The sequence below is a fragment of the Serratia sp. CY44782 genome (assembly GCF_052168715.1).
GTDB classification, from domain to species: Bacteria; Pseudomonadota; Gammaproteobacteria; order Enterobacterales; family Enterobacteriaceae; genus Serratia; species Serratia nevei.
The window spans coordinates 397,734-413,709 of record NZ_JBJNME010000001.1 but is presented as its reverse complement, the minus strand read 5'-3'; the positions used below and the strand labels follow the sequence as shown (position 1 = coordinate 413,709).

At 62.0% G+C, this 15,976-nt stretch carries 18 protein-coding genes and 1 pseudogene; 5 read left to right on the top strand and 14 right to left on the bottom strand.

The genetic code is table 11. The features are described from left to right. Positions 1-18 precede the first annotated feature (18 nt). Positions 19-588, top strand: a complete 570-nt coding sequence (locus ACJ8HT_RS01990) for a helix-turn-helix domain-containing protein (protein WP_038878021.1) — start codon at positions 19-21, stop codon at positions 586-588. Between the two features lie 13 nt (positions 589-601). Here ACJ8HT_RS01990 and ACJ8HT_RS01985 read toward each other — a convergent pair whose 3' ends face one another. From ACJ8HT_RS01985 to ACJ8HT_RS01975, 3 genes are all read right to left on the bottom strand, one after another. Then, positions 602-895: a DUF2623 family protein gene (locus tag ACJ8HT_RS01985; protein ID WP_038878018.1), complete on the bottom strand. Its 294-nt coding sequence runs from the start codon at positions 893-895 to the stop codon at positions 602-604. Between the two features lie 130 nt (positions 896-1,025). Then, a complete protein-coding gene (locus tag ACJ8HT_RS01980) occupies positions 1,026-1,613 on the bottom strand; it encodes a nitroreductase family protein (RefSeq protein ID WP_033635168.1) in 588 nt (195 codons plus the stop codon). Positions 1,614-1,682: 69 nt separating this feature from the next. Continuing rightward, the gene (locus tag ACJ8HT_RS01975; RefSeq protein WP_194571874.1) at positions 1,683-2,579 is read right to left on the bottom strand and encodes a LysR substrate-binding domain-containing protein; all 897 of its coding nucleotides are present in this window, start codon (positions 2,577-2,579) and stop codon (positions 1,683-1,685) included. A gap of 115 nt (positions 2,580-2,694) precedes the next feature. Between ACJ8HT_RS01975 and ACJ8HT_RS01970 the strand changes: the two genes are divergently transcribed. Then, positions 2,695-3,330, top strand: coding sequence for a flavodoxin family protein (locus ACJ8HT_RS01970; RefSeq protein ID WP_197652496.1), 636 nt, complete (start codon positions 2,695-2,697; stop codon positions 3,328-3,330). On the opposite strand, the gene ACJ8HT_RS01965 is transcribed toward ACJ8HT_RS01970, so the two are convergent. Both ACJ8HT_RS01965 and ACJ8HT_RS01960 read right to left on the bottom strand, forming a co-directional pair. After that, positions 3,288-4,556: an O-antigen ligase family protein gene (locus tag ACJ8HT_RS01965; RefSeq protein WP_197652495.1), complete on the bottom strand. Its 1,269-nt coding sequence runs from the start codon at positions 4,554-4,556 to the stop codon at positions 3,288-3,290. The genes ACJ8HT_RS01970 and ACJ8HT_RS01965 overlap by 43 nt on opposite strands. After that, entirely contained in the window at positions 4,534-5,442 is a 909-nt protein-coding gene (locus ACJ8HT_RS01960) for a sugar glycosyltransferase (protein WP_174135348.1), read from the bottom strand. Before ACJ8HT_RS01960 ends, ACJ8HT_RS01965 begins: the two co-directional genes overlap by 23 nt. Before the next feature lie 298 nt (positions 5,443-5,740). Between ACJ8HT_RS01960 and ACJ8HT_RS01955 the strand changes: the two genes are divergently transcribed. Continuing rightward, positions 5,741-5,983 (top strand): hypothetical protein, encoded by a 243-nt coding sequence (locus ACJ8HT_RS01955; RefSeq protein WP_164113470.1) that lies wholly within the window; start codon positions 5,741-5,743, stop codon positions 5,981-5,983. 7 nt (positions 5,984-5,990) lie between these two features. On the opposite strand, the gene nadS is transcribed toward ACJ8HT_RS01955, so the two are convergent. The 3 genes from nadS to ACJ8HT_RS01940 all read right to left on the bottom strand — a co-directional run bounded on the left by nadS (position 5,991) and on the right by ACJ8HT_RS01940 (position 7,341). Further along, the gene (nadS, locus tag ACJ8HT_RS01950; RefSeq protein WP_194571871.1) at positions 5,991-6,287 is read right to left on the bottom strand and encodes a NadS family protein; all 297 of its coding nucleotides are present in this window, start codon (positions 6,285-6,287) and stop codon (positions 5,991-5,993) included. 162 nt (positions 6,288-6,449) lie between these two features. Beyond that, positions 6,450-6,647: a hypothetical protein gene (locus ACJ8HT_RS01945; protein WP_319023217.1), complete on the bottom strand. Its 198-nt coding sequence runs from the start codon at positions 6,645-6,647 to the stop codon at positions 6,450-6,452. Between the two features lie 64 nt (positions 6,648-6,711). Next, positions 6,712-7,341: an alanyl-tRNA editing protein gene (locus ACJ8HT_RS01940; protein WP_197652689.1), complete on the bottom strand. Its 630-nt coding sequence runs from the start codon at positions 7,339-7,341 to the stop codon at positions 6,712-6,714. Between the two features lie 85 nt (positions 7,342-7,426). Here ACJ8HT_RS01940 and ACJ8HT_RS01935 point away from each other — a divergent pair. Next, positions 7,427-8,376 (top strand): annotated as a pseudogene (locus ACJ8HT_RS01935) (substrate binding domain-containing protein). Here the strand turns inward: ACJ8HT_RS01935 and alkB are convergent. Next, positions 8,359-9,006 (bottom strand): DNA oxidative demethylase AlkB, encoded by a 648-nt coding sequence (alkB, locus tag ACJ8HT_RS01930; RefSeq protein ID WP_047571414.1) that lies wholly within the window; start codon positions 9,004-9,006, stop codon positions 8,359-8,361. The pseudogene ACJ8HT_RS01935 and the gene alkB sit on opposite strands and share 18 nt — an antisense overlap. Positions 9,007-9,145: 139 nt before the next feature. Here alkB and rarD point away from each other — a divergent pair, with 139 nt between their 5' ends. Continuing rightward, positions 9,146-10,024: an EamA family transporter RarD gene (gene rarD, locus ACJ8HT_RS01925; protein ID WP_049273981.1), complete on the top strand. Its 879-nt coding sequence runs from the start codon at positions 9,146-9,148 to the stop codon at positions 10,022-10,024. A gap of 1 nt (position 10,025) precedes the next feature. Here the strand turns inward: rarD and dhbA are convergent, their stop codons facing one another. The 5 genes from dhbA to ACJ8HT_RS01900 all read right to left on the bottom strand — a co-directional run bounded on the left by dhbA (position 10,026) and on the right by ACJ8HT_RS01900 (position 15,958). Beyond that, on the bottom strand, positions 10,026-10,784 hold the full coding sequence (gene dhbA, locus ACJ8HT_RS01920; RefSeq protein WP_039565253.1) for a 2,3-dihydro-2,3-dihydroxybenzoate dehydrogenase: 759 nt from the start codon (positions 10,782-10,784) through the stop codon (positions 10,026-10,028). A gap of 100 nt (positions 10,785-10,884) precedes the next feature. Further along, a complete protein-coding gene (locus ACJ8HT_RS01915) occupies positions 10,885-12,075 on the bottom strand; it encodes an isochorismate synthase (protein WP_197652494.1) in 1,191 nt (396 codons plus the stop codon). Positions 12,076-12,264: 189 nt separating this feature from the next. Then, on the bottom strand, positions 12,265-12,957 hold the full coding sequence (locus tag ACJ8HT_RS01910) for a 4'-phosphopantetheinyl transferase family protein (RefSeq protein ID WP_197652493.1): 693 nt from the start codon (positions 12,955-12,957) through the stop codon (positions 12,265-12,267). A 161-nt stretch (positions 12,958-13,118) separates the two neighbouring features. Then, complete coding sequence (gene agp / locus ACJ8HT_RS01905; RefSeq protein WP_197652491.1) at positions 13,119-14,348, bottom strand: bifunctional glucose-1-phosphatase/inositol phosphatase; 1,230 nt, start codon at positions 14,346-14,348, stop codon at positions 13,119-13,121. A 146-nt stretch (positions 14,349-14,494) separates the two neighbouring features. Further along, entirely contained in the window at positions 14,495-15,958 is a 1,464-nt protein-coding gene (locus tag ACJ8HT_RS01900) for an anion permease (protein WP_004940821.1), read from the bottom strand. Between the last annotated feature and the right edge of the window lie 18 nt (positions 15,959-15,976).

Below are 15,976 nucleotides of genomic sequence, written 5' to 3'. Positions count from 1 at the left end.
CCACTATAATACTACGATATGAATATTAAATTAGACAATCTAAATCAGCTGATCGGCGCACGCATTCGCATTGAACGCGAGGCGCGCCACTGGTCGCTGTCCGATCTGGCCGAGCAGGCGGGCGTCTCACGGGCGATGGTGCACAAAATCGAGCGCGGCGAGAGCAGCCCGACGGCGATGCTGCTGGGCAGGCTGGCGGGGGCGTTCGGCCTCAGCATGTCCAAGCTCATCGCCCGGGCGGAAACGCAGGAAGGCCGGCTGCTGCGCCGGGAAGATCAGCCGGTCTGGGTCGATCCGGAGAGTGGCTACGTGCGGCGCCACGTTTCGCCGCGCACCGATCTGCCGCTCGATCTGGTGCGTATCGAACTGCCGGCCGGCGCGACGATCCCGATGCCGGCTTCGGTGTATGCCTTCAAGCGCCAGCTGATCTGGGTCTTATCCGGTGAGTTGGTCTTTGTGGAAGGTGATGCGCGCCATGACATGGCCGAGGGAGACTGCCTGGAGCTCGGCCCGCCGGCGGACTGCCGCTTTGAAAACCAGAGCGACCAACCGTGCGTGTATATGGTGGCAGTGCTGAGCGCCGCCTGACGCCCCGCCCGCGCTAGCCCTGCGTCGGCCGGTTATAGCCGGCGCGGAAAAACTTCTCCGCCAGCCGGCTGTCGCCGCCGGAGAAGAACTCGCTCATCGGCTCACTGCCGAGGCCATAGGCGCGGCTCAGCTGTCCGGCTTCGAACGCCGCCCGGTTTTCGTCGCCGCAGCGCTGCGCCAAATGATGCGCATAGCCGAGCACAAAGCCGCGCTTGTAGTCGGAGCAAAAGCGCGACAGCTCCGTCTCCGGCTTCAGGTTCTCCGCCTTTAGCCCCGCCAACAGCCCTTTGCCAAAATGGTCACCCACGGTTTCCTCCTCATTACGCCATCGCTATATAACAAAATATACAGCGAATAAGCGAACGAGAACATACTCCCTAAGTTTTACTCGCCGCTTAAAAAAGGCCCGCCAAGCGGGCCTGAGGGAAAGCGGGCAATCACAGCGTGAAATTCAGCCCTTCGCTGACGGTCTTGCCCAGCGGCAGGCGGCCCGACGGCGCCTCTTTTTCCTGCAGGAAATCCGGCAGGCGGGCCTTGTCGCCCGGTTTACCGATCGCCACCATGGCGTGCACCGCATAGTCGTCCGGCAGCTGCAGCGCCGCCTTAATCTTGTCGTGGTGAATGCCGCTCATGCAGTGGGTCAACCAGCCTTTCAGGTGCGCCTGATGCGCCAGGCTGGCCCAGGCGGCGCCGGTATCGAACGCGTGGGTCGGGTTGTCCACCAGCCGTTCGCCGTTCAGGCTGGTGGTTTTGGAGACGATCACCACCAGCGCCGAAGCGTGCTGCGCCCAGCCGCGGTTGAAGTCGATCAGGAATTCCAGGTAGTTCTCCCAGCTGTCGGAACCGTGCTTGCTGTAGGCAAAGCGCCACGGCTGAATGTTGTAGGCCGATGGCGACCAGCGCGCCGCTTCAAAAAAACTCAGCAACGTTTGATCGTCGATGGCGTCGTTGGCCATCGCGCGCGGTGACCAGCGCTCGATAAATTGCGCATCAATCGGGTAATCGGAGGTTCTTGGCTGGCTCATGATAGGTTCTCGCAGTGAAGTAAAAACAAAAGTTCGCTGATCTTCCCACAGCTTAGGACGATAAAACTTTTATTTCGTGCCATTGCCCTGCGGCAGCTCCTGCTGCAGCCAGGCGAGAAACGCCTTGACCGGCGGATGCCGCTCGCGCCCCGGCGCGCACAGTACGCTGTACGCGGCGCCCGGTACGCGCACCTCCGGCCGGTACGCCACCAGCAGGCCGTTGTCCACCATATCGGACACCATCACCGAACTGGCGAGTACCAGCCCCTGCCCAGCCACCGCCGCCTGCAGGGCGTAATGCTCCTCATGGTAGCTGCGCATCGCCGCATGGCGCTGCCACCAGTCTACGCCGGCGGCCCGGCACCAGTCGCGCCAGCCGCTGTCGTACAGCGCCGAATCCCCCCACTTGACGGTGATCAACACCGGATTTTCCGGCTCGGCGGCGGCCAGCCCCGGCGCGGCATAAACGCCAAAGCTTTCCTCCAGCCGCGCCGTCTGATGCAGCGCGGGATAGTGCGCGCGGCTGTAACGCACCGCCACGTCCACGCTGGCGTCCTGCTGCAGATCGATCACCTCGGCGCAGGCCTCCAGGCGCACCAGATAGTGCGGGTACGCCTGGTAGAAACGCCCCAGGCGCGGCACCAGCCACAGCGCCGCGAAAGAGTGCGTGACCGAGACGCACAACGATCCGGTGCTGGGCTGCGGCCGCAGGCCCTCGAGCGTGGCGGCGACGTCCAGCAGCGCGCCGTGCACCCCGGCAAACAGCGTTTCTCCCTTCGGCGTCAGCCGCACGCCGCGCGGTACCCGCTCGAACAGCGCAAACCCTAACTGTTGCTCCAACGCTTTGATCTGGTGCGAAATCGCCGTCGGCGTCACCGCCAGCTCGGCCGCCGCCAGCTTGAAGCTGCGCAGGCGAGCGGCGGATTCAAAGGTGCGTAATGCGTTGACGGGCAGCGTGGCGAACATGGCGAAACCTCTTGAGATGAGTTGAAATCATCCTGGCAGAAAAGCCGTCATTTGTCGCCTGCCGGCACTTGTTTCTAGAGTAGGGCTGAATCTATTTCATACCGAGGAAAATGACATGAATACAACTCATCAGTCCAAACGCCTGGTGGTGCTGGTCGGCAGCCCGCGCCGCGACGGCAACAGCGCCACGCTGGCGCAGGCGATCCTGGCGGGCGCCGCCGAAGCCGGTACTTCCGCCAGCCTGCATTTTCTCGATGATTACCTGAGCGGTTTTCTGAGCGATGAACGCCACACGCCGCCGCCGGCCGATCGCTATGCCGAGCTGTTTCTGGAGCACTTCCTGCCGGCCGACGGCGCGGTATTTTGCACGCCGATTTACTGGTACGGCATGTCGGCGCAAACCAAAGCCTTTTTCGATCGCTCGTTCAGCTTCTATTCCAACGCCTACCCTCAGGCGGAACAGGTGCACCAGCGCATGAGCGGCAAACGCATCGGGCTGGCGGTAGCGTCGGAAGAAACCTACCCCGGCGCGGCGTTGGGCATCGTACATCAGATCCAGGAGTTCAGCCGCTACACCCATTCCGCATTCGTCGGCGTGGTGCACGGCGCTGGCAACCAGCGCGGCGAGATCGCCCGCGATCCGCGCAATCCGCTGCAGGCCGCCCGCGAACTGGGGCGCGAGTTCTTCACTCGCCCCTACTCGGATTATCAGATGGACAGCCCGCGCAGCACGCAGGTCTGGGAGGGGTAAGTGCGGCGCTCGGCGGCAATTGCAAACATAACGTTAGCCTCTGTCGCAATCTGTTGCGGGCCATTGGCCCGCCGTTTGGGCTGCGACAACAGCAGCGCCAGCGGCAGCCAGAACAGGTACCAAAATTCCGCCGGATTGGCGATCACAAACATGCCCTGCGAACTGTAGAACACCAGCATGAACAGAAACAGGGCGGCTTCCCAACGCCGCCCTGCGCGCCAGTGCGCGATGGCAAGCCGCGCGCCGTATCCCAACAGCGCGAGCAACAGCAGGAAACCCACACAACCCCCCTTCAGCAACGCACCAAGGTACAGGCTGTGCGTGGTATGGTTCAGCTCTCCGGTATAATTGAGAAAGTTAAGCCGCTTATCAAAGCCATAGCCGAAGAACGGTGCCTGTTCGATCAGCGTCATGCTGTGGCGCCAGATGCTGATACGGACAAAGCTTTGTTGATACAGTTCACCAAAGCGGGTAAGCAGCATCTCGCCGATCGCGCTGTATACGATGACCACTCCCGCGGCCAGCGCGACAGGCAGCAGGATCCACAGCCATCTCCCCGGCCGCTGTCGATAAGGTATCGCCACCGCCACCGCAAGCGCCAGTGCGATCAGCGGACCACGGCTTTGCGTCAGCACCATGAATGCCAGCAGCGGCGGGATAAAACACAGCGCCGCCTTCTGCCGGGTATCGCGGAAAATCATCAGGCTCAATAAAATGGCGAGGGCGGCGTAGCCGGCCAGATCGATCACGTTGCTTGGCCCCGGATTGCGGGCGGTGGTTTCGCGCAGGTGATAAATCGACGGGGCGTCAACCAGCGTCAGATACAGACACAGCGTCGTAATGCCGGCCAGCATCGCCCACTGCAGGTGATGACGCCGTTCCCCGTCGAGCAACGTCACCAGCCAGACGAGATACAGCAGAATATAGGCGCTGTGGGTCAAGGCCGACGGCATGTCGCCCGGCGTCTCGCCCCACAGCGCACTGAGGGAGTAATAAAGCAGAAACATCAGCGCCAGCCCGCCGCCCCACATCGCCTGGCGATTGGCCAACAGCTGCCGCCGCAGCGGCGGCCAGGTGAACACGGCGGCCAGCCACAGCAGTGCTGCCAGATGAAACAGGTTGTTAACGCGGGTTTGTCCGCAAAATATCGCGCTGAAAAACGCGAAGGCTAAGAACAGCGCGCTACCGAAGCGATAACACCGCTCAGGCTTGCTGAAAGTAAACATTGCCATCCACCTTCTCGAAGATGTCGCTGTCGATAGCGCTGTGCAGAGAAAGGTTTTTTATCGCGATCTGCTGCTTTCTCATGATCGCGCCGGCATGCCGGAAAGCGGGGATCACCAGCGACTCTACCTTGTCCGCCAGGAACGTCGGCAACCGGTCCTGCTCCGTTTCGTAAAAACGCGGCTGGTGGAAGTTGTTCATGTCCAGCCCGGCGATAAACAGCTGCCCAAAGCCGAGATAGGCGATGATTTGCAGCGCCCAGTAGGCCACGGTGCCGGCGTCAAAAATACCGCAGCGGATATCCTGGCTGAAACCGAGCGTGCGGCTCGCGGCGGCGAAGACCACGCCGTTTTCCCGGCAGTAGTGATCCCACAGCGCGCTGCTGTCAATCCGGGGGTGATAAATCTTACAGGCCGCGTCTTCGACTATCGCCAATCGGCAGCCGATCGCCGCCTGACCAAAGCGATCGAGAATGCGCGCCACGCCGTGCACGGTGGTGAACAGCGTCAGCCCAGGCTGTTGAATGACGTCGCGCACGATCTCCGGGCGGCTGTCGATAAAGCCCATGTCCACAATGACGTAGAAGCGAAAATCCACCTGCCGATGCAGAAAATAGGCGCCGTTGACCCCGATAGCGGGCATGGCGGGAATATTTTCGAAGCGCAGCGTCTTCACCGATGGGCCGGTGGCCGTCAGCAGCACCTCACCCCGGCAGCTGTTGCGCAGTTCACTCAACGGAACAATCGGCACCGGCCGGTGCTTGTACCATAAGGCGGCGATTTCACCGCCTTCGCCGCGTGCGATCTTCACGTAAGGCCAGAGGTTTTCGTTATGCCGATAAGGGCGCGGATGGGAATAGCGATAGACCTGCTTAAAAAAAGACCCCATGGTGGCGATATCCTGTCCAGAGTGCATGACAATGCCTACAGAGGCATCTTTCTGTATGCTCAGAATTTAAAAACGTGTCAGCACTGGCCAGGCCGTGTAGCGAGTATCTAAATATTCGTTTAATGAGGCAATTTATCTAATTTGAATTATTAGTTAGCGTATCGACAAGAGATATGTCTAAGTGTTAATCGAATGAGAAATTGTTGCAGCTCGTAAAAATAACGTGAGTGGCGCCGCCGCTTGGCATTAATGGGGTTTTGTTATAACGTATCACAAACTCAGCCAAAGGAAGACGACGATGAAAATTCAGCTGTCGCTGTTGTTTCTCAGTCTGTTGGCCGGCAAGGCCGCGGCGTTTCAGTCGAAAGTGCCCGAACCGCGCCCGGAGCAGGTGCGCGCGGCGGAACAAAACCTCGAAAATCTGTTTTACGGCTTTCACGCCATGGACGCCCAGCCGGTGAACATCGGCAGCTGCGCGGCGGTGCCGGTAGCGGGATGCCAATGCGCGTTCTGCACCCAACTGCGGCAGGCCGGGCGCTGAGTATGATTTAAATCAGCAGCAACTCATCGAGCAACGCCGGGTTACGCTCAATCAGCAGCAGAAGTTTCAGTGCCGACCCCGAGGGTATGCGGCGTTCCTGCTCCCAGCTTTGCACCAGTCCCACGCTGGCCCCCACAGCCTTGGCAAACTCCGCCTGCTTCATCCCACGGGATTTGCGCAGCAACTTGACGTCTGGAATAGCATGACGGTGAGCATGCTCGGATTTTGGCGTCATCTTACCCTTTTCGATCGCCACCATTTCGTTCATACTGCTGACCAAATCGTCGAAAAGTTCTTTTTTCATAATGCTTTAATTCCTTCATCACGCAATTTCGCCATCGTTAATCAAGTTGTTGAACGATGGATCTCAATATCGCCTTTTCCTGTCCGGATAAATCATCCTTTTCATTTTTACTGTATATCAACAATAAATAGACTCGGCCGCTGGGCGCCGTCAGATAGTAAATCACTCGTACGCCGCGCGTTTTCCCTTTCCGTCCAGCCCCCAGCGTATCTTTTTGCATCCGCCCGTGTGGCTGATCGTATCCCCTTCATGATGGTTCAACAGCAAATAGCTTTGGAAAGCCTGAAAGTCATCATCCTTCATCAATTCAGCCCGCTTTCGGCTGAAAACGGTCGTTTCGATAAACTCCAGATAGTCCATTATCATCGCCTCCTGCGATCGTCCCCTCCAGCCCACTCGTACAGGGTACGATAATCAAGGGTGTTCACCCCAGCTCATACTGCACAATCAGCTGCCCTTTCTTCATCTTTACGCCGGTGATCGCAATTGCCCCCACCTCCGCCAGCGTGGCGACATGGGTGCCGCCGCAGCCGTAGGCGGGCAGATCGCCGAAACCGATCTGGCGCATCCCGTCCACCTCCTGTTGGCGGCGCGGTAAATCGGCGGCGATCAGGCGCGCCAGCTCCGCCTGCAAAAAGTCCGCTTCTATCGTCTGCGCATCCGGCCCTGGCGTAAACGTGATGCGCCCTTCCCCCGGCCAATGATGCGCTTTCACCGGCCGCCAACCGCGGGTTTCCCCCAGCCAGCCGATCAGATGCCCACCGGAGTGCCAGCGGGCATGCAGGCGGCGCTGCACTTCATCAATTTGCATCGTAACCGGCCCGATCGGCAGCGGCGCGGCGGTAAAGTGCACCACGGTATCCCCTTGCTGCTGCACCCGCAGCACGGCGACGCCGCCTAACGTCCCCACGTCGGACGGCTGGCCGCCGCCCTGCGGGTGGAACAGCGTGGCGTCGAGCGCCACGGCGTAAGCGCCCGCCTCGGCCGGTGCGCAGCTCAACACCTGCGCCTGGCCCTGTACATCGTCGCTGTAGTAATAACGTCGTTCGGTCATCATTTTTCTCCTCGGTTCGAAGAGCCATTATATTCATGTCATAATCGGAGGATAATCCGCCACTACCACAATGGACTTTTGCGCCATGAGCACAAATCTTTCTTACGCCCTGTTGCCCGAAATGGCCGTTTTCGTTCAGGTGGTAGAGAGCGGCAGCTTTTCCGCGGCAGCTTTTCCGCCGCCGCCCGTAAACTGGGCACTTCGCCTTCCGCCGTCAGCCGCAGCGTGGCGAAGCTCGAGCAGGCGCTGGCGCTGCAGCTGCTGCACCGCACCACCCGCAAACTGCGGCTGAGCGAAAGCGGCGAAGAGGCGTTTGCGCACTGCCGCACCCTGCTGGCGGCGGCCGACGCGGTCATGGCGATCGGCGGGCGCGGCGCCGCGGAGCCCGAAGGGCTGGTCAGCGTCAGCGTGCCCAAAGCGGTGGGCCGCTTCGTGTTGCATCCGCACATGCCGGAGTTCCTGCGCCGCTATCCGAAGGTGGACGTGAGGCTGCGGCTGGAAGATCGCTACATGGATTTGATCGACGATCGGGTCGATCTGGCGCTGCGTATCACCGATCGCCCGTCGCCCGGGTTGATCGGCCGCCAGTTGATGAGAATAGACCATCTGCTGTGCGCCACGCCGCACTACCTGACGCAGCACGGCACGCCGCAGCACCCGCACGATCTGGCGACGCATAGCTGCATCTATCTGGGCGAAACGCCGAGCGACGCGCAATGGAAATTCCGCCGCGGCGGCAAAACGGTGACGGTCAACGTGCGCGGCCGCTACGCCGCCAACCACACCGGCGTGCGGCTGGACGCGGTGAAACAGCATATCGGCATCGGCAGCCTGCCGTATTTTACCGCCCGCCAGGCGCTCGACGACGGCGAGATCGTGCAGGTATTGCCGGAGTGGGATTTCCTCAGCAGCTATCACGGCGGCCTGTGGTTGCTTTACGCGCCTAACCAGTATCTGCCGCCCAAACTGCGGGTGTTTATCGACTATCTCGTCGCCTGCCTGGCGCAGGAGCCGCAGCTAAAGCGCCTTGCGTAGCGTGATGTTGATGCGGTGCGGCCCCACCAGCGAGTGGTAGCCTTCCTTGACCGGCAGGATGCCGTGAAAACAGAGCCGCGCCGGGCCGCCCCATACCACCACGTCGCCGTGCGCCAAGGGGATGCGCCGCGCCCGGTCGCTGCGTTGCAGCCCGCCGAACTGAAACACCGCCGGCAGCCCGAGCGACACCGAGACGATCGGCGCACCGAAGTCGTGCTCGTCTTTATCCTGATGCAGCGACAGCTTACTGCCCGGATCGTAACGGTTCATCAGGCAAGAATCCGGCACGAAGGGGCCGAAGCCCGCCTGCTGCGCGGCTTCGTCCGCCAGCGCCATCAGGATGGGGGGAATGGCCGGCCAGCGTTTGCCGCTGCGCGCGTCGCGTTCCGAATAACGGTAACCACGGCTGTCGCTGGTCCAACCGTTGCCGCACCAGCTCATCGCCACCGACATCACGTGCCCGCCGGGGGTGGTCAAATGCCGCCACGGCACCTGGGCGACGACGCCCTGCACCGCCGCCAGCAGTTCCGGCCCGTGATCGCGTACGAAGCCGTGCATCACCACCGCGCCGGGGGCGATCTCTTCGCGCCACGGCGGCGGCAGCACGTCTTCAAAAAGATCGATTGTCATCGCCAAAACCTGTATGAATACACAGTAATCATTGTAACCCGCCGCCGCCGATTGTCCAGCGCCCGGCAATGCCATTGTCGTTGGCGGCAAATTTCTCTACAGTAGCCGCCATAAAATCAATCACTCACCAGGAATGCGTGTGATTAAGGGCATCACTCTTTCGGTCGTCGCCTCCATCTTGTTCGGCGCGATGTATTACTTCACCTCTACCCTCACCCCGCTGAACGGCGAGCAGGTCTACGGCTGGCGCACGCTGCTGACGCTGCCGTTCCTGACGCTGTTTATGGCGTTGTCCGGCGATTGGCGCAAAGTGGGCGACACGCTGGCCTGGATCGGCCAACGGCCGCAGCGCCTGCTGGGCCTGCTGCTCACCTCGGCGCTGCTGGGGGTGCAGCTGTGGCTGTTCCTGTGGGCGCCGCTGCACGGCAAGGCGCTCGACGTGTCGCTCGGCTATTTTTTGCTGCCGCTGACCATGGTGCTGGCGGGCCGTTTGATCTACCGCGATCGGCTGTCGCTGCTGCAAAAGCTGGCGGTGGCGTGCGCCATGGTGGGGGTGGGCAATGAGCTGTATCAGGCGGGCGGCGTCTCGTGGCCGACGCTGGTGGTGGCGCTGGGCTATCCGCTCTACTTTATTTTGCGGCGGCGTTTCGGCACCGACAATCTCGGCGGGCTGTGGTGCGAGCTGGCGCTGATGCTGCCGGCGGCGGCCTGGTTCGCCTTCGGCGACGGCGGCGCAGCGGCGCTGCAGATCAATGCCGAGCTGTATTGGCGCATTCCGCTGCTCGGCGTCATCAGCGCCGTGGCGCTGGTGTGTTACATCCTCGCCAGCCGCCTGCTGCCGTTCAGCCTGTTCGGCCTGCTGAGCTATGTGGAACCGGTGCTGCTGGTGATCGTCGCGCTGCTGCTCGGCGAAAGCATCGGCCAAAGCGAATGGCCGACCTATCTGGCGATCTGGCTGGCGGTGCTGCTGCTGGCGGCGGAAGGCGCGCAGCACCTGCTGCGCCGCCAGCGGGTCTGACTCAGGCGGCCAGCGTGGCGCCGCCGTCGATCACGATGTCCTGCATGGTGATGTGGCTGGCCAAATCGGAGGCCAGGAACAACACCGCGTTGGCGATCTCATCCGGGCGGGCGATTTTGCCCAGCGGGATCCCCAGCTTGAACATCTCGGGGAAGCCGGCGATGGTGCGTTGCTGCGCGTCGTCGGTCTGCCACATGCCGCGCTGCATCGGCGTGTCGGTCGAGCCCGGCGACACCAGATTGCAGCGCACGCCGAACGGCGCCATCTCCAGCCCCACGCAGTGGTTCAGGCTGGTCAGCGCCGCCTTGGAGGCGCAGTAGGCCGCCATCTGCGCGCGCGGTACGTGCGCGGCGTTGGAGCCGATGCTGACGATCGCCCCGCTGCGCTGCGCCTTGAAGTGCGGCAGCACGGCGCGGAACAGGTAAAACGCCCCCGAAGCGTTGACGTTGATGCACTGATGCCAGTCATCCACGCTCAGATCTTCGGTATTGCCCATGCGCAGAATGCCGGCGGCGTTGACCAACACGTCCAGTCGCGGGTTCTCCGCCAGCTGTTGGCGGCACACCGCCTCCACCTGTTCCGGCCGGCTGATGTCCAGCGTCACGCAAGGGTAAGGCAGATCCGGGTTGGCGAACTCGCGGTCAAATCCCACCACCTCGGCGCCCTGCGTCAAAAAATGCCGGGCGATCTGCTCGCCGATGCCGCGCGCCGCGCCGGTCACCCACACGCGTTTGCCGGTGAAATCCATCTGAATGCTCATGCGCACACCGCCATCCGGGCACGCTGCCGGGTCATGTTGTTGTTCATCGTTGTCTCCTGCGAAAGCGTATGACGCGGCGCGCACTGCGCCGCAAAGAGGCCTACAGCGCGCCGCTGTTCAGGCCGAAAGCGTTGAGCATGGTGCCCAGTTTGGCAGCGGTTTCCATCCACTCGGACTGCGGCGTCGAGGCAGCGACGATGCCTGCGCCGGCGAACAGCCGCACCCGGTTGCCGCGCAGCAGGCCGCTGCGGATGACGATCGCCCACTCGCCGTCGCCGTTGGCGTCGCACCAGCCGACAATGCCGCTGAACAGGCCGCGATCGTGCGGTTCCAGATCGGCGATCAGTTGGCGGGCGCTCTCGGTCGGGAAGCCGCACAGCGCCGGCGTCGGATGCAGCAGGCAGGCCAGCTGCATCACGTTGAGATTCGGGTTCAGCAGCTCGCCGCGAATGCGGGTGGAGAGGTGCCACATGGTGCCGGTGCTGAGCAGCGACGGGCCGCTGGGCACGCTCAGGCTGGCGCACAGCGGCGCCAGGTGCCGACGAATGTCGTCGATCACCAGCTTGTGTTCGTATTTGTCCTTGGTCGATCGCATCAGGCGCTCGCTGCCGAGGCGATCCTGCTGCGGATCGTCCTGCCGACGCGCCGAACCCGCCAGCGGATTGGTGTGGATCTCGCCGCCCTGTTTGCGGATCAGCAACTCCGGGCTGGCGCCGATCAACACGCCGCCGTCGGCCAGCGGCAGGGAAAAGTGGTAACCGGTCGGGTTCTGCACCATCAGGTTATTGAGGATCTGGTGGCCCGCCACCGGCTGCTCCAGCTCGATGTCGAGGATGCGCGACAGCACCGCTTTGTCCAGCTCGCCTTGTTTAAAGCGGGTGACCGCTTCCGCCACCGCGTGCTTGAAACGCGGCTCGTCCGGAATGCTGGTGCAGGTGGCCAGGCGATGCGGCTGTTGCAGCATCGGGCGCGCGGCACGGGTAAAGCTGTCGTTGGCGATAAACTGGCAGTTTTCAGGTACATACAGGCAGGAAGGCCGGCGCGTATCGAACGGAATGGCGCCCACCACCACCGGCGTCTCCTGGCCGGCGGCTTTGGCGCGCGCCAGCGCCTGGCGGATATGTTGCGCCAGCGCGCTGCCTTCCTGCTCACCGCCGAACGCCGGCGTCTCGATACGCTCGAACACGCCGTCGGCGGAGAGGGAACGGAATTCGGACCGGTACAAAAAGGTCGATTGTTCGGCGTACGCAAACCCGGGGAAGGTTTGGTTTTCTGTCGTCAGTGTCGCCACAAGACCACTCCTTTGTTGCGCCCTACCAATGATAATGTTTATGCGAATAATTATCATTAGCCATAAAAGGAGGATAAATTACACCGGATCCCCACCGTGGGTCAATCTCCGATGAATGAATCTTTCCGCCCGCTGCGGCAAATCCGCGTTACGGCAAAGTAAGAAATAACACACTGTTATTATTGTGTTTTAGCAGAAAATAAAAGTCGTGACGCCGTCACCTTTACGCCAAAAACGCCCGTTAAACCGGCGGCCGGCGGGGCAATTTGGCGTCAGCGTCTTAAGCAGCGCTAATACAAACGTCTGCCGCTGCGTATCCACGGCGACCATGCGCGCATCGAGAAAATCGAAGTAACAACGCACCTGCGGATAAAGCGCCTTGAACAGGCTCTCTTTGGCGGAAAAGGTCAGCGTCAGCAGTTCATTGAACGGCAGCGCCTCGCGCAGCAACGCCTCACGCTCCGCCGGGGAAACGATCGCCCCCCACAGCTCCTCCGCCCGCACGTCGGAGAGCAGCGTCTCCACATCCAGCCCCACGCCGCCCAGCCCGCTCTCGCGGTGCACAGCGCACAGCGCGGTATCCGAATTATGGCTCAGCGCCCCGGCGATGCCCGGCGGCCACTGCGGCGCGCGATCTTCACCGCGCGCCAGGGTGAAGTCTGCAAAACCGAGCGGCGCCAACAGTTGCCGCGCCAGAACACGCCCGGCCAGATACTCCGCGCGACGCTTCGGCACCGCGCGCGCCAGATGATCCGGCAGCGCAAAGCCCGCCTCGGGAAAACTCTCGTCGCGATACTCCGCCAGCGCAAAATGGCAGCGCGCCACCTGGCCCGGATAGCCGTCCGGCGTGAAAAATTCGACATTGTGGATAAAAGTGGGCAACGGCGGTATCCATGATAAACAGGCAGGCTGATGATGTTAGCCCCCGAAACGGCCTGCAACAATGACCCTGGGCAAAATAAATGGCGTTAAGGCCTGCGTGGCGGCGCGTTAGCCGGGATGGGGAGAGGCCTCTCCCCCGCGATCGGGAGAGAGGCTGGGCATTACAAGATGCCTTTCATGGTCTTTTCGAAATCGCTCCAGGCGCAGAAGCCGTCTTTGTCGATCGGGCAGCCTTTCAGCGCCAGCGTTACCCGCTGCGGCGGGGTTTGCAGCGTCAGCGGCGTCGCCTTGCGCAGCTGTTCGGTGGACTGATAGACGTACTCGATCTTCAGCAATTCACGGTCGTTCTGCGCGTCGCGCCAGCGCTGGAACACCAGTTTGCCGCCGATCGGCGTTTTCTCGTATTGCTGCGGCAGCTGATACGGCTGGAACTGCATGGCCGACAGCAGCGAGGCAATATTGGAATCGTGGCCGACCAGCACCGTCAGCTTCGGCGCGTCCGATTTGCGCTCGCCCAGCAGCGCGTTGTTGATGTAAGTCAGCAGCGGCTTGGCAACGTTCTGCGCCACCACCGGCGAGGTGAACAGCGAGTCCTGATAGCCGTCTTTCAGCTGCGCCAGCTGCTGCCACTGGTGCGGGGTGGCGATTTTGCCCCAGGCCACCTCTTTCATCGGGAAACCTTCGTAATACTGCAGCATAAAGGCATCTACCAGCGAGTTGCCCACCCGCAGCGGGCCGGAGACGCCCGGCTCTTTACCCGGCACTGCGCTCATCACGCTGGCTTCTTTGGTCAGGTCACAGTGTTTGTCGGTCTTGCAGGCGGCGGAATCCTTGTAGTCGATGATCTTCGCCAGCTGTTGGTAAGAGGCGTCTAGCTTCAGCGAGCCCAGCGCAGCGTTCATCGCCGCCAGCGCCTGCTGGTTGAAGGCTTCGCTGGTGTCGGTAATGATCGGGTTGAAGGTCGGATCCATCTCACCCATCTTGTCCTGATGGTGCACGCTGACGTCGCAGCCGGGGAACGCGCCGTTGCTGAAGAACTGCGCGGTGGCGACCGTACGCTGCAGGCTGTTGGCGTAGACGTACACGCTGCCGGCGGTCGGGCAGCCCTCTTGCGGCAACAGGCCGGTCTGCTTCAGCCAGGCGTTGAAGTAGTGCCCCATATACACTTCCAGCACCCCGCCCTTGGTGGTCAGCTGGCCGCCCGGCGTTTCCCAGGCCGGCCAGGCCTTCGGCGTAGACTGCGCCAGCACGCTGCCGTTGTTGGCTAGCGGCGCGCGAAGGTTATGGCGGCTCATGACCAGCACCTGTTCCAGCTGATAACCGCCGGCGTCCGCCAGCGCGTTCCCGGTGAATAACAAAGGCAGGCACAGCAATAAGGTTTTTTTTCTCATCCGCAGAGGCTCCCGGAAAATGCTTATTTTTAAGGTGTTAGCGTTTGCCCGAGTATGATGGCGGGGTTAGTGTGACAAGTGTGTGACAGGGTTCACGGGAAAGGATCGTAACCGCGGCCACCGGGCGGTGGCCGCGTGGCTTCAACTCAGTACCACAGGCTCATGATCGGCCAGCCGATCAGCAGCAGCGCGGCGATGTACACCACGCCGAGAATACCGCCCAGGCGCCAGTAGTCTTTCGACTTCACGTAGCCACAGCCATAGATGATCACCCCCGGCCCGGTGGCGTACGGCGTCAGCACGCCCATGATACCGATCGACAGCACCAGCAGCATCGACAGCTGCTCCATCGGCACGCCCGGCAACCCTTTGCCGACCGCCAGGATCACCGGCAGCATGGTGGCGGTGTGCGCCGACAGACTGGCGAACAGGTAGTGAGCGAAGTAGAACACCAGCACCAGCGCCACCACCGTCATGTTCGGCGAGAAGCCGTCCAGGTGGGTGCTCATGGTCTGGGCGAACCAGTCGATAAAGCCGGAACGCGTCAGGCCGTTGGCCATCACCACCAGCGTCGCCAGGTTAACCAGCGTGTTCCAGGCGCTGGAATATTTGGTGATCTCTTTCCACGACACCACGTGCAGCGCCAGCATCAGCGACACCGCCAGCAGGCACACCGCGGTGGCATCCAGCATTTTGCCGCCGAACACCCACAGGCACAGGCTGAGCAGCACCAGGCCGATCAGGGTGTATTCCTTGCGCGTCAGCTTGCCCATTTCCCCCAGCGCGGTATCCGCCCAGGCGGCCACTTCGCTGCTGTGGGTCACGCCCGGTTTGTACAGGTAGTAGGAGATCAGCGGCGCGATGATCAGCAGCAGCAGGCCGACCGGCAGGAACGCCAGGAACCACTGCATCCAGCTGATGTGCACCCCGGCGATCTTGCCGACGAACTCGATGCCCAGCACATTCGGCGCGGCGCCGGTGACGAACATCGAGGAGCTGATGCTGGTGCCGACCACCATCATCCACATCAGGTAACCGCCGATACGGCGTGAAGAGGGATCGTTGGGGAAGGAGTCGAACAGCGGCGGCAGGTTTTTCACCACCGGGAATACCGTGCCGCCGGTGCGCGCGGTGTTGGACGGTGTGAACGGCGCCAGCAGGATATCGATGATCACCACCGCATAGCCCAGCGTCAGCGTGCGCTTGCCCATGAACTTCACCAGGAACAGCGCGATGCGCCGCCCCAGCCCGGTGGCCTCGTAGCCCAGCGCGAAGATAAAGGCGCCGAACACCAGCCAGACGGTGGTGCTGGAGAAGCCCGCCAGCCCCCATTTCAGCGCCTCTTTACCGGCCTTGAAGCCCGGCTCCGCCAGTTCCTGCGCGCCGAACAGCACCCAGTTGGCGCTCAGCACGCTGACGGTCACCGCGATAAAGCTGATGGCGGTGGCCGGGATCGGCTCCAGAATCATGCCGACGATCATCGCCACGAAGATGGCGAAGTAGTGCCAGGCCTGCGGCGGCATGCCGTCGGGCACCGGTATCAATAACAGGATCGCGAGCACCGCCAGCGGCGCTATCGCTTTCCAGATCTTTTCCTGGGTTTGGGACATAGGGACTCTCCTGAAGGC